Annotated in this window: 20 protein-coding genes; 12 read left to right on the forward strand and 8 right to left on the reverse strand. The window is 71.9% G+C overall.

From position 1 onward, the window contains the following. Window positions 1-2: 2 nt before the first annotated feature. The 4 genes from efeB to P8R59_RS11955 all read left to right on the forward strand — a co-directional run bounded on the left by efeB (window position 3) and on the right by P8R59_RS11955 (window position 4169). Window positions 3-1310 (forward strand): iron uptake transporter deferrochelatase/peroxidase subunit, encoded by a 1308-nt coding sequence (gene efeB, locus P8R59_RS11940; protein ID WP_278103819.1) that lies wholly within the window; start codon window positions 3-5, stop codon window positions 1308-1310. A 203-nt stretch (window positions 1311-1513) separates the two neighbouring features. Next, window positions 1514-2719: an LLM class flavin-dependent oxidoreductase gene (locus P8R59_RS11945; RefSeq protein ID WP_139340624.1), complete on the forward strand. Its 1206-nt coding sequence runs from the start codon at window positions 1514-1516 to the stop codon at window positions 2717-2719. A 1-nt stretch (window position 2720) separates the two neighbouring features. Beyond that, window positions 2721-3365, forward strand: coding sequence for an FMN reductase (locus P8R59_RS11950; protein ID WP_077050198.1), 645 nt, complete (start codon window positions 2721-2723; stop codon window positions 3363-3365). Window positions 3366-3566: 201 nt separating this feature from the next. Then, on the forward strand, window positions 3567-4169 hold the full coding sequence (locus P8R59_RS11955) for a class I SAM-dependent methyltransferase (protein ID WP_278101248.1): 603 nt from the start codon (window positions 3567-3569) through the stop codon (window positions 4167-4169). 21 nt (window positions 4170-4190) lie between these two features. On the opposite strand, the gene P8R59_RS11960 is transcribed toward P8R59_RS11955, so the two are convergent. Then, a complete protein-coding gene (locus P8R59_RS11960) occupies window positions 4191-4973 on the reverse strand; it encodes a DNA/RNA non-specific endonuclease (protein ID WP_278101249.1) in 783 nt (260 codons plus the stop codon). Window positions 4974-5019: 46 nt separating this feature from the next. Between P8R59_RS11960 and P8R59_RS11965 the strand changes: the two genes are divergently transcribed. Further along, a complete protein-coding gene (locus P8R59_RS11965) occupies window positions 5020-5781 on the forward strand; it encodes a fructosamine kinase family protein (RefSeq protein ID WP_278101250.1) in 762 nt (253 codons plus the stop codon). A 9-nt stretch (window positions 5782-5790) separates the two neighbouring features. On the opposite strand, the gene P8R59_RS11970 is transcribed toward P8R59_RS11965, so the two are convergent. Beyond that, a complete protein-coding gene (locus tag P8R59_RS11970) occupies window positions 5791-6408 on the reverse strand; it encodes a DedA family protein (RefSeq protein WP_278101251.1) in 618 nt (205 codons plus the stop codon). A gap of 133 nt (window positions 6409-6541) precedes the next feature. Here P8R59_RS11970 and P8R59_RS11975 point away from each other — a divergent pair, with 133 nt between their 5' ends. After that, on the forward strand, window positions 6542-8506 hold the full coding sequence (locus tag P8R59_RS11975; RefSeq protein ID WP_278101252.1) for a glycosyltransferase: 1965 nt from the start codon (window positions 6542-6544) through the stop codon (window positions 8504-8506). Window positions 8507-8647: 141 nt separating this feature from the next. On the opposite strand, the gene P8R59_RS11980 is transcribed toward P8R59_RS11975, so the two are convergent. Further along, window positions 8648-9970, reverse strand: a complete 1323-nt coding sequence (locus P8R59_RS11980; RefSeq protein WP_278101253.1) for a hypothetical protein — start codon at window positions 9968-9970, stop codon at window positions 8648-8650. Window positions 9971-10273: 303 nt separating this feature from the next. Here P8R59_RS11980 and P8R59_RS11985 point away from each other — a divergent pair, with 303 nt between their 5' ends. From P8R59_RS11985 to P8R59_RS12000, 4 genes are all read left to right on the forward strand, one after another. Then, window positions 10274-12562: a polyribonucleotide nucleotidyltransferase gene (locus tag P8R59_RS11985; RefSeq protein WP_278101254.1), complete on the forward strand. Its 2289-nt coding sequence runs from the start codon at window positions 10274-10276 to the stop codon at window positions 12560-12562. Between the two features lie 225 nt (window positions 12563-12787). After that, the gene (locus P8R59_RS11990) at window positions 12788-13813 is read left to right on the forward strand and encodes an aldo/keto reductase (RefSeq protein ID WP_278101255.1); all 1026 of its coding nucleotides are present in this window, start codon (window positions 12788-12790) and stop codon (window positions 13811-13813) included. A 79-nt stretch (window positions 13814-13892) separates the two neighbouring features. Beyond that, window positions 13893-14495 carry a histidine phosphatase family protein gene (locus P8R59_RS11995; RefSeq protein ID WP_278101256.1) on the forward strand — a complete coding sequence of 201 codons (603 nt, stop codon included), beginning with the start codon at window positions 13893-13895 and terminating at the stop codon, window positions 14493-14495. A gap of 45 nt (window positions 14496-14540) precedes the next feature. Further along, a complete protein-coding gene (locus P8R59_RS12000; RefSeq protein WP_278101257.1) occupies window positions 14541-15038 on the forward strand; it encodes a GNAT family N-acetyltransferase in 498 nt (165 codons plus the stop codon). A gap of 152 nt (window positions 15039-15190) precedes the next feature. Here the strand turns inward: P8R59_RS12000 and P8R59_RS12005 are convergent, their stop codons facing one another. After that, a complete protein-coding gene (locus P8R59_RS12005; protein ID WP_278101258.1) occupies window positions 15191-15661 on the reverse strand; it encodes a GNAT family N-acetyltransferase in 471 nt (156 codons plus the stop codon). A gap of 83 nt (window positions 15662-15744) precedes the next feature. On the opposite strand from P8R59_RS12005, the gene dapB reads away from it, so the two are divergent. Continuing rightward, entirely contained in the window at window positions 15745-16557 is an 813-nt protein-coding gene (dapB, locus tag P8R59_RS12010; protein WP_278101259.1) for a 4-hydroxy-tetrahydrodipicolinate reductase, read from the forward strand. Next, window positions 16554-17006: a hypothetical protein gene (locus P8R59_RS12015; protein WP_278101260.1), complete on the forward strand. Its 453-nt coding sequence runs from the start codon at window positions 16554-16556 to the stop codon at window positions 17004-17006. Before dapB ends, P8R59_RS12015 begins: the two co-directional genes overlap by 4 nt. Window positions 17007-17042: 36 nt before the next feature. Here P8R59_RS12015 and P8R59_RS12020 read toward each other — a convergent pair whose 3' ends face one another. The 4 genes from P8R59_RS12020 to P8R59_RS12035 all read right to left on the reverse strand — a co-directional run bounded on the left by P8R59_RS12020 (window position 17043) and on the right by P8R59_RS12035 (window position 19417). Next, window positions 17043-17957 (reverse strand): TIGR01777 family oxidoreductase, encoded by a 915-nt coding sequence (locus P8R59_RS12020; protein ID WP_278101261.1) that lies wholly within the window; start codon window positions 17955-17957, stop codon window positions 17043-17045. Further along, window positions 17950-18375 carry an OsmC family peroxiredoxin gene (locus P8R59_RS12025; RefSeq protein WP_077050180.1) on the reverse strand — a complete coding sequence of 142 codons (426 nt, stop codon included), beginning with the start codon at window positions 18373-18375 and terminating at the stop codon, window positions 17950-17952. The genes P8R59_RS12020 and P8R59_RS12025 overlap by 8 nt, the downstream gene beginning before the upstream one ends. A 105-nt stretch (window positions 18376-18480) precedes the next feature. Continuing rightward, window positions 18481-18987, reverse strand: a complete 507-nt coding sequence (locus P8R59_RS12030; protein WP_278101262.1) for a DUF4395 domain-containing protein — start codon at window positions 18985-18987, stop codon at window positions 18481-18483. Next, a complete protein-coding gene (locus P8R59_RS12035) occupies window positions 18980-19417 on the reverse strand; it encodes a TlpA family protein disulfide reductase (RefSeq protein ID WP_278101263.1) in 438 nt (145 codons plus the stop codon). The genes P8R59_RS12030 and P8R59_RS12035 overlap by 8 nt, the downstream gene beginning before the upstream one ends. Window positions 19418-19519 lie beyond the last annotated feature (102 nt).

Genomic DNA, 19519 nt, shown 5'->3' on the forward strand with positions numbered 1-19519 from the left:
CGGTGACGCAGGAGCACACGGAGAGGGATGCCACGACCCCGGCCGACGGAACCGCCGCCGCCGGGGTGTCCCGTCGCGACCTGATCGGCCTCGCCATCGGGGCGAGCGCCACGAGCCTCGTCGTCGGCGCGGGTGCGGGTCTCGCCGGTGGCGCAGCCTACGGCCAGGAGCAGACACGACAGGCGATGGATGCCGTGGCCCCGGCCTCCGGCATCCATCAGGCCGGAATCACCACCCCCGTGCAGGAGCACCTGCACTTCGCCGCGTACGACATGATGGCGCGGACCACCCGCGAGGACGTCGCCTCCCTGCTCGCGGACTGGACGTACGCGGCGACGCGGATGATGCAGGGGCTCGAGGTGAGCGCGACCGGCGCCGTCGGCGGGTCGCCCGAGGCGCCGCCGGACGACACCGGCGAGGCGCTGGGTCTGCCGGCGAGCAACCTCACCATCACGTTCGGTTTCGGGCCGTCGCTCTTCGACGACCGTTTCGGACTCGCCGATCAGCGTCCCGCAGGACTCGAGCGCCTTCCGGCCTTCCTCGGCGACGACCTCGACCCGGAACGGTCCGACGGCGACCTGTGCATCCAGGCGTGCGCCGACGATCCCCAGGTGGCGGTGCACGCGATCCGCAACCTCAGTCGCATCGCCTTCGGCCGTGCGAGCATCCGCTGGTCGCAGCTCGGGTTCGGCCGTACCTCCAAGACCACGAGCGACCAGTCCACCCCGCGCAACCTCTTCGGGTTCAAGGACGGCACCGCCAACATCCTCGCGAACGACGCGGCGGCGCTGGAGGAGAACGTGTGGGTCCCGGCATCCGAGGGGCCCGCGTGGCTCACGGGCGGGTCGTACCTCGTCGCGCGGCGCATCGCGATGCTGATCGAGACGTGGGACCGCACCCGCCTCGCCGAGCAGGACCGCGTCGTGGGGCGCGACAAGGCGCAGGGGGCTCCACTGTCCGGTGGTGACGAGTTCACCGCCCCGGACTTCGCGGCCACGGATGCCGCGGGCAAGTCCCGCATCGACGCGCGCAGCCACGTGCGTCTCGCCCACCCCGACATGAACGACGGCATCCGCATCCTCCGCCGCGGCTTCAACTTCGTCGACGGCACCACCGACCTCGGGCGCTTGAACGCGGGACTGTTCTTCCTGTCGTTCCAGCGGAGCCCCGACCGGTTCATCCGGTTGCAGCGCTCCCTCGCCACGGATGCCATGGGTGAGTACCTCAAGCACGTCGGCTCGGGCCTGTGGGCGGTGCCCCCGGCCCCGGTGGCGGGCCAGTCGATCGGCGCGGGACTGCTCGGTTCCTGACGAGTCCGGCATCCCGTCGTCCACGCTCTCTGCGCCGGAAAACGCGTTCTCCCCGCGTTCTCCGGCGCAGATCGCTTGTTCGGACCGACCAGGGGATGCCGAGGACCCCGGGAATAGATCTCGCGCCCGTGCGTTTCACGATGTATATTCAGATGCATACAAAAAGGAGTGGCATCGTGAACGAGACGAACAACTGGCCCGGGATGCAGTTCGGTGTCATGACGGTGAGCGACATCACCCAGGACCCGACCACCGGCAAGACCCCGAGCGAAGCCCAGCGCATCAAGGACACGCTCACGATCGCCAAGCACACCGAAGAGGTGGGCCTCGACGTCTTCGCCCTCGGCGAGCACCACAACCCGCCGTTCTGGTCGTCGTCGCCGACCACGACGCTCGCGTACATCGCCGCCCAGACCGAGCGGCTGATCCTCACGACCTCCACGACCCTCATCACCACGAACGACCCGGTGAAGATCGCCGAGGACTTCGCGATGCTGCAGCACGTGTCCGGCGGCCGCGCCGACCTCATGCTGGGTCGCGGCAACACCGGCCCCGTCTACCCGTGGTTCGGCAAGGACATCCGTCAGGGCCTGCCGCTGACCATCGAGAACTACGACCTGCTCCACAAGCTGTGGCGTGAGGACGTCGTCGACTGGGAGGGCAAGTTCCGCACCCCGCTGCAGGGCTTCACCTCGACCCCGCGTCCGCTGGACGGCGTTCCCCCGTTCGTGTGGCACGGCTCGATCCGCACGCCCGAGATCGCCGAGCAGGCCGCGTTCTACGGCAACGGCTTCTTCGCCAACAACATCTTCTGGCCCAAGGAGCACTACCAGCGCCTCATCGCCCTCTACCGCGAGCGCTACGCCCACTACGGCCACGGCACGCCCCAGCAGGCGATCGTCGGCCTCGGCGGCCAGGTGTTCATGCGGTCCAACTCGCAGGACGCGGTCAAGGAGTTCCGCCCGTACTTCGACAACGCCCCGGTCTACGGCCACGGCCCGAGCCTGGAGGACTTCAGCGAGATGACCCCGCTGACCGTCGGCTCGCCGCAGCAGATCATCGACCGGTACGCCGCGATGCGCGAGACGTTCGGCGACTACCAGCGTCAGCTGTTCCTCATCGACCACGCCGGTCTCCCGACCAAGACGGTGCTCGAGCAGCTCGACATCCTCGGCGGCGAGGTCGTGCCCGTCCTGCGCAAGGAGCTGCAGAAGAACCGTCCGGCCGAGGTGCCCGACGCCCCGACGCACGCGAACCTCGTCGAGAAGATCTACGCGGGCGCCGCTCCCCGTCAGGCCGTCCCCGCCGCCAACCGCGGTGACAACCTGACCGCGGGAAGCCCGTACCAGGATGCCTCGAAGAAGGCCGGCAGCGCCTTCGGCGCCGCGGCGACGAAGGTGGGTGCCTGAGATGGCCGCCCGCCGTATCGCGGTCGTGACCGCGGGGCTGTCGACCCCCTCCTCGACGCGCATGCTGGGCGACCGGCTCGCGCACGCGGCGCTCGCCGAGCTCCGCGAGCGGGGGATCGAGGCCACGAGCGACGTCTTCGAACTGCGCGACTACGCCCACGACCTGACGGACAACCTGCTGACGGGATTCGCCCCGCCCGCCCTCGAGCAGATGATCAACACGGTCGTCTCCGCCGACGGCGTCATCGTGGTGACCCCGATCTTCTCGACGAGCTACTCGGGTCTGTTCAAGTCGTTCATCGACGTGCTCGACCCGCAGGCGCTCACCGGGACGCCCGTCCTCATCGGCGCCAACGCGGGGACCGCGCGGCACTCGCTCGCGATCGACTACGCCATCCGGCCGTTGTTCACCTACCTGCACGCGAATCCGGTTCCGACCGGGGTGTTCGCGGCATCCAGTGACTGGGGGTCGAACGCCGACGAGGTCGCCCCCCTCGGGGCACGTGTCGACCGAGCCGCGCGAGAGTTCGCCGACGCGATCGCCGCGCGGGAGCCCGTGCAGGATGCCGATCCGTACGACCCGTCGTCGTACCTCGGCGCGGGCAAGTCCTTCGGCCACCTGCTCGGGGGTCTCTCCGGCGAGTGACCGCCCTTCGAAGCTCCGTCGTCCTCGCGGACGGCGGGGCTTCGTGCTGTGCGGGCGGCGCCGGCTCGGGGAGTCGCGCAACCTCGGTGCCATTGCGCGGATCAGGCTGAGGACCTGCAGATCGCTGAGGTTGTGCGGCCGGGCGCTGCGGCCGACGTCGTACGGATCACCGAGCTTCCGCGGCGGCCCTAGGGTGAGGGCATGGATGCCGCGCAGTGGGACGAGCGCTATCGAGCCTCGGCCGGAGGGGTATGGGCGAGCGAGCCGCCCGCCGTGGTCCGCGAGATCGCCGACACGCTCCGCCCGGGTACCGCGATCGACGTCGCCACCGGGGACGGGCGCACCGCGCTGGGGCTCAGTGCACGGGGATGGGCGGTGACCGGGGTCGATTTCTCGGCCGAGGCCCTCGGGATCGCGGCCGCACGACCCGGTGGTGACGCCGTGACGTGGGTCCGCGCCGACGTCCACGCGTGGGAGCCCGTGGCATCCGCCGATCTGGTGGTGTCGTGCTACCTGCATCTGCACGACAACGCCGCCGCGATCGCGCGCGTCGCCGGATGGGTCGGTGTGGGCGGCACGCTGGTGGTCGTGGGACACGACGTCGAGAACATCGCGGCCGGGGGTCACGGACCGTCCGACCCGGCGATCCTCTACACGCCCGAGCTGCTCCGGGGCGCGCTCGACGAACGATTCCGCATCGAGCGCTGCGAACGCGTGGTCCGCGGCACCGGCGATGCGGAACTGCGCGGGGGCCATACGCACGCCGCGATCGACACACTGCTGCACGCGGTGCGCGTGCGCTGAACCCGTCCGCGCGACGAGGGCTCAGAGCACGATGTCGCCCGCGTCGTGCAGCTCGCGCACCCCGACGGGGCGCACACCGGGTCGCGCGAGGACGTCCGCCCCGGCGAGCGGCCCGACATCGACGCCCGCCGCGGCCGCGATGTCGTCGATCGGCACCTGGAAGGTGCGGAACGCGCCGAGCGGCGGCACCCGCAGCCCCTGTGCCGTGTCGACGAGGGATGTCTGGTCGAGCACGAAGCCGGCGGCGGCGAGGCCCGAGGCCGAGCGCCACGCCGCGATCTTCCAGAACCGCAGGGGCACCCGGATGCCGCGGTAGGGCGGGTCGTCCGGGCCGAGCACCGGCGCGGTGAACACCGCCAGCCGTTGATCGGTGCTCTCGGCGTAGGCGAGCACGTGGTCCTCCAGGCCGAGCCAGAGCTCTTTGGACTGGTTGAAGTCGGCCGCCTGGGGTGCGGCGTTGGTGTAGAAGAACGTGGCGGCGGTGGCATCCCGAGCGTCGTCGGGAGACCCCCACCCCGGATCGCGACGCCGGACGAGGTGGCCGCGGTCGAGATCGTTGCGGCTGTAGACCTCGGGACCGGCCTGCGCCGACTCCGGCGCCCGGGGATCGAGCCGCCACTCGCCGAAGCGGGGGAGGTCGAGAAGGGTCGCTCCGTCGATGACCACCCCCGTCACGGCGGCGAAGCGGCGCTCCGGGTCGAGCAGCACGGAGAACCGCGGGTAGTCGAGCCGGATCGTCTCGACGGCGGGGGAGGGCAGGGGCAGGGGGATGCCGAGGAAGTCGGGGTCGAAACCGTCGCTCATCGCCCTATCGTGCCCCGGGCGTCCGACATCGCGACAGACTGGGGCGATGGAACGGCTGGTGAAGTCCCGCGACGACGCGCCGGACGGACTCTTCGCGGCGGAGGCGGCCGGGCTGCGCTGGCTCGCCGCCGCGGGCGGCGCCCGAACGGTGGAGGTCCTCGACAGCGGGCCGACGCGCATCGTGCTCGAGCGCGTGCAGACCGTGCGCCCCACCGCGGCCGAGGCGGAAGAGTTCGGCGCCGCGCTCGCCGCGACCCACGACGCCGGCGCCCCCGCCTTCGGCTCGCCGCCGCCGGGGTGGATGGGTGACATCTTCATCGGTCGGCGCACCCAGCCGGCGCGGCCGGAAGCGACGTGGGGGACCTTCTACGCCGCACAGCGCGTCGAGCCGTTCCTCGCCCCGGCCATCGCGGCGGGGAACCTCTCGGCATCCGGGGCCGAGGTCGTGCGGCAGGCGTGCGCGCTGATCGCCGCCGGAGCCTTCGACGACGACGACGCCCCCGCCCGACTGCACGGCGACCTGTGGGCGGGCAACGTCCTGTGGTCGCCCGATGGTGCGGTGCTCATCGACCCTGCGGCGCACGGCGGGCACCGCGAGACCGACCTGGCGATGCTCGCGCTGTTCGGCTGCCCGTTCCTCGACCGCGTCCTGGCCGCGTACGACCGGCGGCACCCGCTCAGCGCCGGGTGGCGGGAGCGCGTGCCCCTGCACCAGCTGCATCCGCTCGCCGTCCACGCGGCCGGGCACGGGCCCGCCTACGGCGACGAGCTCGTGGATGCCGCGGAGCGCACGCTCGCGCTGCGCTGAGCCCGCGGACTACGCGGCGATGTCGCGCGCGGCCCGCCTCCGCGCCCGGCGGGCGAGGACGAGGTCGATGCCCACTCCGATCCCCACGGCCACCACGATCGAGACGATCACCGCGACCACCGGTCCGCCCGGGACGAGCGCGGCGACGACGGCGCCGATCACGGCCTGGTACGCGGCCCACGCCATCGCGGCGACCGCGGCCACCCCGAGGTAGCGCGCCGGGTTCACCCGCGCGGCGCCCGCCGCGAGGTTCACCGCGAGTCGGGCGAACGGCACGAACCGCGCCGTGAACAGCACGACGGCGGCGTTGCGTTCGAGTCGGACACGCGCCCACTCCAGAGCGGTGCGGACGCGCGGCCCGCGCATCCAGGCCCAGCGTTCGACACCGACGGCGCGTCCCACGAGGTAGCAGCAGAGGTCGCCGCAGAAGGCCGCCGCCCCCGCGACGAGGATGACGGCGAAGAGCGGGGGCGTGCCGTGGGCCACCGCCAGCGCGCCGAACGCGGTGACGGCCGCCTCGCCCGGGATGACGACGAGGAACGCGTCGGCGAAGACGAGGGCCGCCATCGCGGGCAGCGCCCACGGGCTCGCCGCGATCAGCCCGAGCCACGCATCGATCCCGTCCATCACGTCACTCTCCGTCGCGGATCGAGACGGGATGCCGACGGGGCGGTGACCCGCCGCGGAGCATCCGGTTAACATCGCGAACGTCGGGCCCTGATCGACGCCGCGGCGGGGTCCCGGGTCCCACCCTGGAAGCGTGAGAGTCGCGCTGCTGGCCGAGTCCTTCCTCCCGCACATGAACGGGGTCACCGGTTCCGTTCTGCACGTCCTCCGTCATCTGGCGGAGGCTGGTCACGAGACCCTCGTGATCGCCCCCAAGTCCGGAGACGTCACCGCCGATCTGCACGGCGCCCGCGCCGAGCTGCTGCGCTCGGTGCCGCTGCCGTCCTATCCCGAGGTGCGGGTGGTGTTCGCCCGCGCCGCGCGCCTGGGTGCGCTGCTGCGGGAGTTCCGTCCCGACGTCGTGCACCTGGCATCCCCCTTCGTCCTGGGCTGGCAGGGACTCGCGGCCGCCGAGGCCCTCAAGATCCCCTCGGTCGCCGTTTACCAGACCGACGTCATCTCCTACGCCCAGAAGTACGGCCTGCCCCAGGCCACCGCGCTGGTCGCGGGGCACGTCACCCGCCTCCACCGCCGGGCGACCCTGACGCTCGCCCCGTCGTCGGCATCCACCCGCCAGCTCGAGGAGCTCGGCGTCGACCGCATCCGCCGATGGGGCAGGGGAGTGGATGCCGTCCGCTTCGCACCCGAGCACCGCGATCAGACGTGGCGCGCCACGGTCGCGCCCGGCGGTGAACGCATCGTCGGATACGTCGGCCGCCTCGCCCCCGAGAAGCAGGTCGACGACCTGCGTGCGCTCGCCGACCTGCCGGGGACGCGCCTGGTCATCGTCGGAGATGGCCCCTCGCGTCCGGCTCTGGAGAAGGCGATCCCGGATGCCGTCTTCACCGGACACCTGTCGGGGGCCGACCTCGCGCGGACGATGGCGGGCTTCGACGTGTTCGTGCACCCCGGCGAGAGCGAGACCTTCGGCCAGACGATCCAGGAGGCTCTCGCCAGCGGCGTGCCGGTGGTCGCCACCGGTGTCGGCGGGCCGCTGGACCTGGTGCGCTCGAGCGTGGACGGCTGGCTGTACAAGCCGGGCGACCTCGACGACCTCCGGGCGCGCGTCGCCGACCTCGTCGGCGACGACTCCAAGCGGCAGGCGTTCGCGCGCGCGGCCCGGGACGCCGTCGCGGGCCGGACGTGGGAGGCCCTGACCCGCGACCTCGTCGGGCACTACCGCGAGGCGGCCGCGCTGCGCGCCCGTGACGAGGGCATGCTCGTGCGCGGGGGAGAGCGTCCCGAGGTGCCGGCGCCCCGTGCCCGTGGGCGCTGGACGCGCTACGTCGCCCTCGGCGACTCGCTCACCGAAGGGCTGTGCGATGCCTCGCGCATGCCGTCGGGTCAGTTCCGCGGGTGGGCGGACCGCCTCGCGGAGCTCCTCGCCCACACCAGTGACGACGGGCCGTTCCGCTACGCCAACCTCGCCGTGCGCAGCCGCCGGGTGCGGCACCTCATCGACGAGCAGATCCCCGCCGCCCTGGCGCTCCAGCCCGACCTCGTGTCGATCCTCATCGGCGCGAACGACCTCGTCGGTCCCGCCCCGGTGATCCCGGCTCTCGTGGCCGAGGTGGAGTCCGCCGTGCGTGCCGTCCGTCGCACCGGCGCCGACGTGCTGCTCGTGACGACGTTCCTTCCGCGGCGGACGGCGGCGCGGATCTTCGCCCGACGGTTCGCCGCGTACAACGTCGAACTCCGTCGGATCGCCCGCACGCACGGCGCGATCCTGCTCGACCTCGAGGCCGTCGCCGAGATCGGCGACCTGTCGCTCTGGGCCGACGACCTGGTGCACCTGCGCTCGCGCGGCCATCGCCTCGTCGCCTACCGCGCGGCCGAGGCGCTGGGCGTGCCCGACGCCGGGGAGCTCTCCGGCCTCGACGAGGCGCTGCACGCCGACGACGAGGTGCCGCAGGGCGGGTGGCTCACGCGCGACGCCCTGCCCTGGGTGTGGCGCCGCATCCGCGGCCGGACCGCCGGCGACGGCATCCTCGCCAAGCACGAGGGCTACGTCGAGCTGCCCACGCGCGGGGACCGCCAGCGTCAGCGCGCGTCGTCCTGAGCGGGGCGTGCGGCGGCCATTTCACGTGATCTGGCCGAATGCGCACGGTATGGACCGGCCGGGGCGTGTGATGTCGTCCATTTCACGTGATCTGGCTTCGCGCGCATGGCACGCGCCGGGCAGGACCGGGATGGGCGGTGCTCAGTACCAGCCGGTCGACTCGGAGTGCGCCCACGCCCCGCAGGGAGAGCCGTAGCGCGACTTGATGTACGACAGGCCCCATGCGATCTGGGTCGCGGCGTTGGTCCGCCAATCGAGCCCTGCCGCGGCCATCTTCTCGCCGGGGAGGGCCTGGGGGATGCCGTAGGCACCGCTCCACGGATTGAGGGCGTCGGCGCGCCAGCCGGATTCCCGGTTCCACAGCGACACCAGGCACGAGAACTGGTCGTCGCCCCACCCGTATCCGCCGAGCGCGCCGCGTGCGTAGTCGCGCGCCTCGGAGGGGCTCATGGTCGGCCCCGCCGGCGCGGTGGTGCCGCTCGACCCGCCGGTGGAGCCCGACCCGCCCGCGCTCGACCCGCCGCCGCTCGATCCGCTCGAGCCCGAGCCGGATCCGCCGCCGGAGGAGCCGGATCCGGTCGAACCCGAGCCGCCGCCCGATCCGGAACCGGAGCCCGCCCCGCCGCCGCTCGAACCGCCCGTGGACGCCGAGCCGCCGCTTGACGCGCCCCCGCTCGATCCGCCCCCGCCGGACCCCGCGCTCGCCCCGCCGCCGGTCGCGCCGCCCGGTTCGGCAGCCTGGGCCGCCGTCTGCGCGGCCAGACGCGCCGCGCGTTCCTGTGCCGCTGTCGTCTCGCGCAGGGCGGCGAGCCGGGCGTACAGCGCGTCCAGCTCGGCCTGGGTCGCCGCGACCGTGGCCGCCTCGGCATCCGCGTCGGTCTGTGCCTGGGCGGCAGTGGCCGCCGCCTCGGTGGCGAGGCGGGCCGCCTCCGCGCGCGCCTCCTCCGCTTGCGTGCGGAGCGATGTCGCGAGGTCCGCGGCGCTCCGGGCCTCGCTCGCGGTCCGCGCCGTCATCGCCGTCACCCTGTCCAGGATGCCGAGACGGTCCAGCAGCGAGTCGGGATCGGCCGTGGTCAGCAGCTGCGCGACGAGGGGGCCTCCGGCGCTGGACCGGTACAGCCGCGCCGCACTCGCGCCCGCGCGGGCGTTCGCCGCCGTCAGGGTCGTGTCGGCCGTGGAGCTCTGGGCGGTCAGCGACTCCGCACGGGAGGCCGTGCTCTCCGCGAGCAGGCGCGCACGTTCCGCCGCGGCGGAGGCGTCGAGGGCGCGGCGCGACGCGGACGAGGCCGCGGCTTCGGCGGCATCCAGCTGCTGTCGGATCTCCGCCACGGCGGGGTCGTCGTCGCTCACCGCCGCGGAACGGACGGACACCGCCGCGGCCGGACTGAGAGGAGCGATCGCCAGCGCACCGCAGACCACGGCGCACGCGAGGACCATGTGACGCGTGTGACGTCTGAGGCCCATGAGGCGAGGGTACGGCACCCGTCCGCGTCGAACCAGCCGCGAAAGCCCGGCACTGATAGGCTCTCGGAGGATGCCGCCATGGCATCCGCTCAACTACACATGAGCTCACGGAGCAGGCCGGCAGACGCTGGTCCCCTGTGGTGGACTCCCCGTCATGACGCCGGGTGGTCGTCTACTGGTGGCCAGTCGCCGGGATTTCCGGGCCGACGAGTCGGCGCGCCCTTTCTGCCTGTTCCTGCTCCTTCGCATGTCAGCTCGTCGCCCACACGGGGCGCCGAGCCTAAACAAAGAAGGAGGGACCTCTTGGAAGGTCCAGAAATCACCGCCGCTGAGGCCGTTCTCGACAACGGTCGTTTCGGCACCCGCACCGTTCGTTTCGAAACGGGTCGTCTCGCGCAGCAGGCGCAGGGCGCGGTCGCCGCGTACCTCGACGAAGAGACCATGCTTCTCTCGGCCACCAGCGCCGGCAAGCACCCGCGTGAAGGCTTCGACTTCTTCCCGCTGACCGTCGACGTCGAAGAGCGTTCGTACGCCGCCGGAAAGATCCCCGGCTCGTTCTTCCGCCGCGAGGGTCGCCCCTCCACCGAGGCCATCCTCGTGTGCCGTCTCATCGACCGCCCGCTGCGCCCGTCGTTCGTCGACGGCCTCCGCAACGAGGTGCAGATCGTCGTGACCGTGCTCTCGATCGCGCCGGGCGAGTTCTACGACGCCCTCGCCATCAACGCCGCGTCGCTGTCGACCCAGATCTCGGGTCTGCCGTTCTCTGGCCCCATCGCGGGTGTCCGTCTCGCGCTCCTCCCCGGTCACGGCGAGCACGCCGACCAGTGGGTCGCGTTCCCGACCGTCACCCAGCTCGAGGATGCCGTCTTCGACCTGATCGTCGCGGGCCGCGTGCTCGACGACGGCGACGTCGCCATCATGATGGTGGAGGCCGAGGCGACCGAAGGCAGCTGGAACCTCATCAAGGGCGGCGCCACCAAGCCGAACGAGCAGGTCGTGGCCGAGGGCCTCGAGGCCGCGAAGCCGTTCCTGCGTCAGCTGGTCGACGCGCAGAACCAGGTCGCCCGCACGGCGGCCAAGGAGATCCAGACGTTCCCCGTCTTCCCGGCCTACAGCCAGGAGACCTACGACTTCGTCGCCGGTCGCGCGTACGACCGCCTCGTGCCGGTCTACCAGATCGCCGACAAGCAGGAGCGTCAGAACGCCGACGACGAGGTCAAGTCCTCCGTCAAGGAGCAGCTGCTCGCCGCCGTCGAGTCGGGGGAGCTCCCCGCCGTCGCGACGCTCGAGTTCAACGCCGCGTACAAGTCGGTGACCAAGACGATCGTCCGCGGTCGCATCCTCGCCGAGGGTGTGCGCATGGACGGACGCGGCCTGGCCGACATCCGCCCGCTCGACGCCGAGGTGCAGGTCATCCCGCGCGTCCACGGCTCGGCGATCTTCCAGCGCGGCGAGACCCAGATCCTGGGTGTCACCACGCTGAACATGCTCAAGATGGAGCAGCAGATCGACTCGCTGTCGCCCATCACGAGCAAGCGCTACATGCACCACTACAACTTCCCGCCGTACTCGACCGGTGAGACCGGTCGCGTGGGCAGCCCGAAGCGTCGCGAGATCGGGCACGGCTTCCTCGCCGAGCGCGCCCTCGTGCCGGTGCTCCCCAGCCGCGAGGAGTTCCCGTACGCCATCCGTCAGGTCTCCGAGGCGCTCGGCTCCAACGGCTCGACCTCGATGGGCTCCGTCTGCGCCTCGACCCTGTCGCTGCTGAACGCGGGTGTGCCGCTGCGCGCTCCCGTCGCCGGTATCGCCATGGGTCTGGTCACCGACGAGGTCGATGGTCAGACGCGCTACGCCGCGCTGACCGACATCCTGGGCGCCGAAGACGCCCTGGGTGACATGGACTTCAAGGTGGCCGGGACGAGCGAGTTCATCACCGCGATCCAGCTCGACACCAAGCTCGACGGCATCCCGTCGTCGGTCCTCGCCGCGGCGCTGACCCAGGCGAAGGAGGCTCGCCTGACGATCCTCAACGTCCTGAACGCCGCGATCGACGCGCCCGACGAGATGGCGCCCACCGCGCCGCGCGTCATCAGCGTGCAGATCCCGGTCGACAAGATCGGCGAGCTCATCGGGCCCAAGGGCAAGACGATCAACTCCATCCAGGACGAGACCGGCGCCCAGATCTCGATCGAGGACGACGGCACGGTCTACATCGGTGCGACCGACGGCCCGTCGGCCGAGGCCGCCCGCGCCCAGGTCAACGCGATCGCCAACCCGACCAACCCCGAGGTCGGCGAGCAGTTCCTGGGTACGGTCGTGAAGATCGCGACCTTCGGTGCGTTCATCTCGCTCCTGCCCGGCAAGGACGGACTGCTGCACGTCAGCGAGGTCCGCAAGCTCGCCGGCGGCAAGCGTGTCGAGAACGTCGAGGACGTACTGTCCGTCGGCCGCAAGATCCTGGTGCGCATCACCAAGATCGACGACCGCGGCAAGCTGTCGCTCGAGCCTGTGCTCGACGAGGCCACCGAGCCCGCCGACACCGAGAGCTCGGCTGCGGCCAGCGAGGGTCCCGAGGCTCCGGCCGAGGGCTGATCCCTCTTCAACGGATGCCCGTCCCGCTTCGCGCGGGGCGGGCATCCGTGCATTCCGCCCGCCTTGGTCGCGGAGATTCCGCCGTCATCAAGCGTTATGCAATGTTTACCGCCGAGCCGGGCGAATCGGCGGTCGGCCCCTGGTGAGGCCCTACCCTCGAACTACGCGTCGGGGGCGCAGTGGGCGCCGCCGGCGTCCGGTCTCCGACGCACCGAGGAGTGGCCCATGAGCGGCTCGGGCGTCGACGAGACGGCCACGCCGCCCCTGCGCCGGAACCGCGTGCCTCACCCCTCAGCCCCCGTGACGCTGCAGGGTCCCGGACTCGGGTCGCACGTCCGCGTTCCGCTCGGCGAGACCGGCTTCGACGTCTTCCCGCTCTTCCTCGGCGGCGGCGAATTCGGCTGGAACGTCGACGCGCAGGCGAGCCACGAGATCCTCGACACGTACGTCGAGCTCGGCGGAAACGCGATCCACACCGCCGACAGCTACGCGGCCGGGCGCAGCGAGTTCATCATCGGATCCTGGATGCGCTCGCGCGGGACGCGCGACGACACCGTCCTCACGGTGCGCGTCGGTCGGCATCCCGACAACCCCGGTCTCGGTGCGGTCAACCTCGTGCGCGCGGTCGAGGCGTCGTTGAGCCGTCTCGGCACCGACCGCATCGATGTGCTCTCGCTGGATGCCGTCCGGGGTGACACCGCCGTGCTGGAGGACACGCTCGCGACGTGCGAGTGGCTCGTCGAGAGCGGCAAGGTGCGCGCGATCGGGGCGCACGGCTACACCGCGTCGCAGCTGGTGGAGGCGCGGATCCTCTCCTCGGCCGGGTACCCGCGCGTCACGGTGCTGGACGTGCCGTACAACGTGATGCGTCGCGACGAGTTCGACGGCGACCTGCGGCTCATCGCCGCGGCGCAGGGGATCGCGGTCACGCCGTCGCACCCGCTCGCGCACGGATTCCTCGCCGGAGAGACCCGCACGCGCGGTCAGCAGGCCACCTCGGTCCGCGGCTCCCAGCTCGCGGCGCACCTGAACCGCCGCGGTTCCCGGGTCCTGCGTGCGCTGGATGCCGTCGGCGTGGAACTGGGCGTCCCGGACGCCGCGGTCGCCGTGGCCTGGCTCCTCGCTCAGAAGGCGGTCACGGCGCCGATCGTCAACGCGTTCGCGCCGCGGCACGTCGTCGAGTGCATGCGCGCGGTGGGCGTCCGCTTGAGCCGCGCCCAGCTGTCGGACATCGCCCGCGCTGCCGAGTGATCCGCCCCGTGTCGGAGGCGTGACGTAGGCTGGAAGTGTTCTGCGGGGGGCCCGCACACTGACGACGAGGTGAGCTGACGTGACGCACTACATCTACCTGGTGCGCCACGGCGAGCACCAGGATGCCGAGCACGGACTCACCGACGGCCCTCTGTCTCCGCGCGGTCACCGCCAGGCCGCTCTCCTCGCCGACCGTCTCTCGGGGCTGCCGCTCGACGCCGTCTGGCACTCGCCCCTGGAACGCGCCGCTCAGACCGCACGGGCCGTCGCCGAGCGCCTCCCGTCGGTCTCGCCCGAGGCATCCGCCCTGCTGTTCGACTGCGTCCCGACCGGCATGACGCCCGAGACTCCGGCGGCGTACGAGCCGTTCTTCGGCGCGGTCACCGAGGCCGAGCTCGAGGCCGGCCGGGCTCAGATGTCGGATGCCACGGCCGAATTCCTCGCGCGCAAGACCGGTGAGGTGCACGAACTGCTGATCACGCACAACTTCGTGATCGCCTGGTTCGTGCGCGAGGTGCTTCAGGCTCCCGAGTGGCGGTGGATGACGATAAACCAGGCGTACTGCGGACTCACCGTCATCGCGCAGAAGAAGGGCCGCCCCTGGACCCTGCTGTCGCACAACGACCTGGCGCACCTGCCGGTCGAGTTGCGCACCGGGCTGGTGGACCCGCTTCCGGTCTGATCCCGGACCGGCGCACGCCGTCGTCCTCCGGTAGCCTCCGGTGGTGTGACGGCATCCTCTCTCGTGACCATTCGCGGAGCAGTCGAGAGCGACACCGAGGCGATCTGCGACTTCGGCTCTCGCTACGTGGCGGACTTCTACGCGCCGATTCTGGGCGCCGAGGCGGCACAGTCCCAGGTCGACACGTGGTGGAGCGACGCGGCGATGCGCCCGGCGGTGGTCGCGGGCACCGTGATCATCGCTCTCCGGGATGGGGAGATCGTGGGTGTCGCTCAGGTCGACATCGACCTGACGCCGCCGATGATCTGGAAGCTGTACGTTCATCCCTCGCTGCGCGGGTCCGGTGTCGGGCCGCGCCTCCTCGACGCGATCGAGGCGATCCTCCCCGCGGATGCCACGTCCGTGGGGATCGAACACTTCACCGCCAACACCCGCGCGGGGGACTTCTACGAGCGGGAAGGGTTCCTCGTCGATCGTGTCGAGGACGCGGCATCCGGTGACCCTCGCCTGCGGGTCACCTGGCGCGTGAAGCAGCTGCGCTGACGACGCCGTCTCTCCGGCCCTCGCCCGGGGCCGACGGTGATCGCGCGCCGGTACGCGATGGCGTGATCCGGCGGGGCGGAACCGTTCAGAAGTCGCCGGCGTCGATTCCGAGTGTCGCGCTTGACCAGCGGCATCCGCTCAATAGAGATGGATCAGTCGAGCGCTTTGCCGTACCACCGCGTCGCGTTCGCGTTGTCGTTGTAGGCGGGGATCGCCTGGAAACCCGAACGCGTGTACAGGCCGCCCGCCGCGTCGAGCGTGTGGTGGGTGTCGAGGACGAGTTCTGCGGCGCCGCGCTCGCGGGCTCGGCGTTCGAGGTCCTCGAGGATCAGGCGCCCCCACCCGCGTCCGCGACCGATGTCGCGGACGAACAGGTGCTTGACCTCGTCGCGCGGGCCGTCGGGTCCGTCGTCGATGCGACGGATGCCGCCGCATCCGACGGGCCGACCCTCGTCGTCGTACAGCACGACGAAGACGCCGGCCGGTTCGACGAACGTCGCGGGCGACGGGAAGACGGTGCGGTACCCGCCGCCGGGGAAGATCGAGGCGCGCAGCGCGAAGTACTCCTCGAGCAGCGCGTGCGCGTCGGGGGCGTCGACGGGGGAGATTCGAATCGAGACCACGTTCCGATGCTAGGCGAGGGCCGAACCGGCGCGTCCCTCCCCGGGCCCCGCCCACGGGGCGCGCCGACACCTAGGCTGGCAGCATGACCACACGCGTTGCCATCGTGGGCGGAACCGGGAAGCTCGGCGGAGTGATCCGCGAGGTCGTCGAGGCCGAAGAGGGGTACGAGGTCGCCGCCGTCCTCGGGTCGCGGTCCGACCTCGCCGAACTCGATGGCGCCGACCTTGTCATCGACGCGTCGACTCCCGCGGTGTCGATCGACGTGGTGCGCGCGGCCATCGAGCGGGGGATCAACGTCCTCGTGGGCACGTCGGGATGGTCGAACGAGCGCATCGCTCTGGTGCGCCCCCTGGTGGATGCCAGCGGCACCGGCGCCGTGTTCATCCCCAACTTCTCGCTCGGTTCGGTCGTCGGCAGCGCCCTCGCCGCCGCGGCGGCCCCCTTCTTCCCGTCGATCGAGATCGTCGAGGCGCACCGCGAGACGAAGGTGGATTCGCCCAGCGGCACCGCCGTCCGGACGGCCGAGCTCATCGCGGCTGCTCGCGAGAAGGTCGGTCCTGTGCACTCGCCCCACGTGGACCAGCGCGCGCGGGGCCAGCAGGTCGCCTCCGTGCCGATCCATTCGTTGCGGCGCCCCGGTGTCGTCGCCCGCCAGGAGACCGTGCTCTCTGGCGCGGGGGAGTCGCTCACGATCGTCCACGACACCATCGACCCGGCCACGGCCTACGCCCCCGGCATCCGCATCGCGATGGCCGCCGCGCGCGAGGCGCGCGGGGTGATCGTCGGGCTCGACAGCTTCATCGACATCGGCGTGCGCACGCGTCCGGCCCGAGCGGAGGCGCCGATCGCCGACCAGGACGTGTCCGGTCAGGTCGCGGGCGTCACCAGCGCATGAGGACGCGCATCGCCGTCGCGATCATGACGGTGCTCCTCCTGTTGTACGTCGTTCTCGCGGGGCAGCGCGCTCTGGTGCTGCTCGGCAGCGGAGAGGGCGTGGGAATCGCGATGGGCATCGCCCTGATCGTGTTGCCGATCATCGCGCTGTGGGCGATCGGTCGGGAACTCTGGTTCGGTGTGCGCGCGCAGAAGCTGGGCGAGCTCCTGGATGCCGAGGGTGCCCTGCCGGACGAGGAGCTCGAGGTGCGCCCGAGCGGGCGGGCGACGCGCGCCGACGCCGACGCACTCTTCCCCGACTATCGTGCCGACGTCGAGGCGCATCCGGCGGACTGGCGGGCGTGGTACCGGCTCGGTCTCGCGTACGACGCGTCCGGCGATCGGCGACGGGCGCGCGGGGCGGTGCGCCGGGCGATCTCCCTCGAGGCGGCCGACCGACGCGTCGCCTGACGCGACGGCCGACGCCCGGAGGCGCGGCCGTCGGCGTCAGCGAGCGGCGGGAACGGCGGACGCAACGGCGTCCTCGACGGTGCGGTGCAGGAACGTGAAGCCCGCGTCCTCGAGCACGGTGGGGCGCACGTCGGCATCCGAGGTGAGCAAGGCCTCCGTCGCGTCACGGCCGAGCGCGAGCTTCATCGCCCACACGGGGGCGCGGAGCACGTACGGGCGGTTCATGCGTCGCGCGAGGGCGAACCCGAGGTCGTTCGCCGTCGCCCGCGTCGGCCCGGTGAGGTTCACCGGTCCTTCGAGGTCGGAGTCGATGACGTGCCGGATGGCGCGCACCTCGTCTTCCAGCGTGATCCACGGCCAGACCTGGGTGCCGCGACCGATGGGCCCGGCGGCGCCGAGCTTCGTGAGCAGGAGCAGCGGTTTGAGGACGCCGCGTTCGTGGACGACCGGCGCCGTGCGCAGCAGGGCGACGCGGGCGCGCGGTCCCGCACCGCGGGCCGCGTTCTCCCACTCGTCGCAGATGTCGACGAGGAACCCGTCACCGCGTCGCGACGACTCCGTGAGCACCGCTCCTGGCTGCGATCCGTAGTACCCGGTCGCCGAGGCGTTCACGAGCGCCGGAGCGTCGTCGCCGAGTGCGCGGATGGCCGTGGCGAGCGTGCGGGTCGGGGTGATCCGCGACCACAGCAGCCGGCTCTTGTACGACGGCGTCCACGGGAATCGCCCGATCGAGGCGCCGTTGAGGCACACCACCGCGTCGGCCCCGGCGAGGACGGACGGGTCGAGCGGGGTGGCATCCTGCAGCCACTGCACCTCGTGCGGGCCGGATGCCGGATGCCGGACGAGCGACGTCACCTCGACGCCGTCGGCGCGCAGCGCCTCGGCCAGTGCCGAGCCGATGAGGCCCGACGCGCCGGCGAGGACGACGCGTCGAGCCGGGGACTCAGGCAAGCGTGGCCTCGAGGGTGATGTCGATGCCCGCGAGCGCCTGCGAGACCGGGCAGTTCGCCTTGGCGTCGTTCGCGATCTTCTCGAAGGTCGCGGCATCCAGGCCCGGGACGACGGCGTTGACGTTCAGGTGGCTGCCGGTGATGCCGGTGCCCGGCTTGAAGGTGACCGACGCGGTCGCGTCGATCGATTCGGGCGGGGTGCCGTTCTCGGCGAGGGCGTTGGAGAGCGCCATGCTGAAGCACGACGAGTGCGCACCGGCCAGCAGCTCTTCGGGGGTGGTGACCGAGCTGGAGCCCTCGCTACGGGCCTTCCAGTTCACGTCGAACGTGCCGATCCCCGACGACGTGAAGGTGACCTCGCCCGATCCCTCGAACAGGCTGCCCTTCCAGGCGGTGGTGGCTTCGCTCGTGACGGACATTCGAACCTCCGTGTTCCGCGCAGCCCGAAGCGGCTGCGGCGAAAGTCAGCCTAGCCACGGCCCCCGACGCGTCGGAGGTCTTGACAGCCCGTACCTAGACGGCGCTCAGGCGGCGGAGGGGCGACGCCGACCGATGAGGCCTGCGCGCTGGAGGAGGAGGTACAGCTGGCATCCGAGGCACAGCCCGAAGACGGCGTTCAAGAACGCGGCGACGAAAGCCATCGCCGCGGCGATCGGGAGCGCCCACGGCACGCCCGCGACGTGCAGGAGAAGACCCACGGCCGTGACGAGCAGGCCGACACCCTGCGCGAAGCGCGGCGGGCGCGGGTCCTCGAACTCGGTCGGCGGGGCCAGGCGCGGCTGCACCACCCGCCGGAACAGGACGCCCCACGGGGCGGTCCGCGGCGAAGCCACCCCCCACACGAAGAGCAGGGCGATCACCAGGACCAGGAGGAATCCCGGGTCGAGGAGTCGCGCCGACAGAGGTGCGGCGGCGAGGTCGCCGGTGGCGACGCCGATCAACGACAGGAAGGTCGCGATCAGGAGCAGGACGGTGGTGATGGATGCCGCGAACCGCGGTCCTCGGACATCGATGCGCTGGACCTCAGGCACGGGTGGACTCCTCTTGCAGGCGGCTCAGTTCGAGCTCGACGACGGCGCGGCCCGGGGTACCGCCGAAACGGGTGCGGATCGCACCGTGGCGGTCGAGGACCAGGGTGGTGGGGGTCTGAAGCACGCGGAAGTGCTGAGCGATGTCGGGACGATGCGTCAGGTCGACGTCGAGGTGGCGTACGCCCTCGCGGTCGTCGGCGATGTCGGACAGCATGCGGTGGACGCCCGGGCAGCGCGCGCACATCTCGGTGCTGAACTGCAGCAGCGTCGCCTCCTCGCCGAGTCCGTCGGCGCCGAGGCGGCGCGGGTCGACGATCTCGGCGGAGTCCACGGTGCGAGCACGGCCCTGCGTGCGGCGGAAGACGACGCCGGCGCCCACGGCGACCACGACGAGCGCGGCGATCACGAGGAGAGCGAGAGTCAGGTCCACGACCGATAACGCTAACGCGCGCGAGGACGACGCGGGCCGATGAGTCCCCGAATGACGCTCCCGCCCGGCGTTTCCCCAGCGGTCCCTCAGACAACGCGGTCC

The sequence above is a fragment of the Microbacterium proteolyticum genome (genome assembly GCF_029639405.1).
Classification (GTDB): Bacteria; Actinomycetota; Actinomycetes; order Actinomycetales; family Microbacteriaceae; genus Microbacterium.

What these genes read in the sequence shown, in the direction of transcription:
- P8R59_RS11945 (WP_139340624.1), top strand. Translation starts at nt 1,514, where the DNA reads ATGCAGTTCGGTGTCATGACGGTGAGCGACATCACCCAGGACCCGACC.
- P8R59_RS11950 (WP_077050198.1), top strand. Translation starts at nt 2,721, where the DNA reads ATGGCCGCCCGCCGTATCGCGGTCGTGACCGCGGGGCTGTCGACCCCC.
- P8R59_RS11955 (WP_278101248.1), top strand. Translation starts at nt 3,567, where the DNA reads ATGGATGCCGCGCAGTGGGACGAGCGCTATCGAGCCTCGGCCGGAGGG.
- P8R59_RS11960 (WP_278101249.1), bottom strand. Translation starts at nt 4,973, where the DNA reads ATGAGCGACGGTTTCGACCCCGACTTCCTCGGCATCCCCCTGCCCCTG.
- P8R59_RS11965 (WP_278101250.1), top strand. Translation starts at nt 5,020, where the DNA reads ATGGAACGGCTGGTGAAGTCCCGCGACGACGCGCCGGACGGACTCTTC.
- P8R59_RS11970 (WP_278101251.1), bottom strand. Translation starts at nt 6,408, where the DNA reads ATGGACGGGATCGATGCGTGGCTCGGGCTGATCGCGGCGAGCCCGTGG.
- P8R59_RS11980 (WP_278101253.1), bottom strand. Translation starts at nt 9,970, where the DNA reads ATGGGCCTCAGACGTCACACGCGTCACATGGTCCTCGCGTGCGCCGTG.
- P8R59_RS11990 (WP_278101255.1), top strand. Translation starts at nt 12,788, where the DNA reads ATGAGCGGCTCGGGCGTCGACGAGACGGCCACGCCGCCCCTGCGCCGG.
- dapB (WP_278101259.1), top strand. Translation starts at nt 15,745, where the DNA reads ATGACCACACGCGTTGCCATCGTGGGCGGAACCGGGAAGCTCGGCGGA.
- P8R59_RS12015 (WP_278101260.1), top strand. Translation starts at nt 16,554, where the DNA reads ATGAGGACGCGCATCGCCGTCGCGATCATGACGGTGCTCCTCCTGTTG.
- P8R59_RS12025 (WP_077050180.1), bottom strand. Translation starts at nt 18,375, where the DNA reads ATGTCCGTCACGAGCGAAGCCACCACCGCCTGGAAGGGCAGCCTGTTC.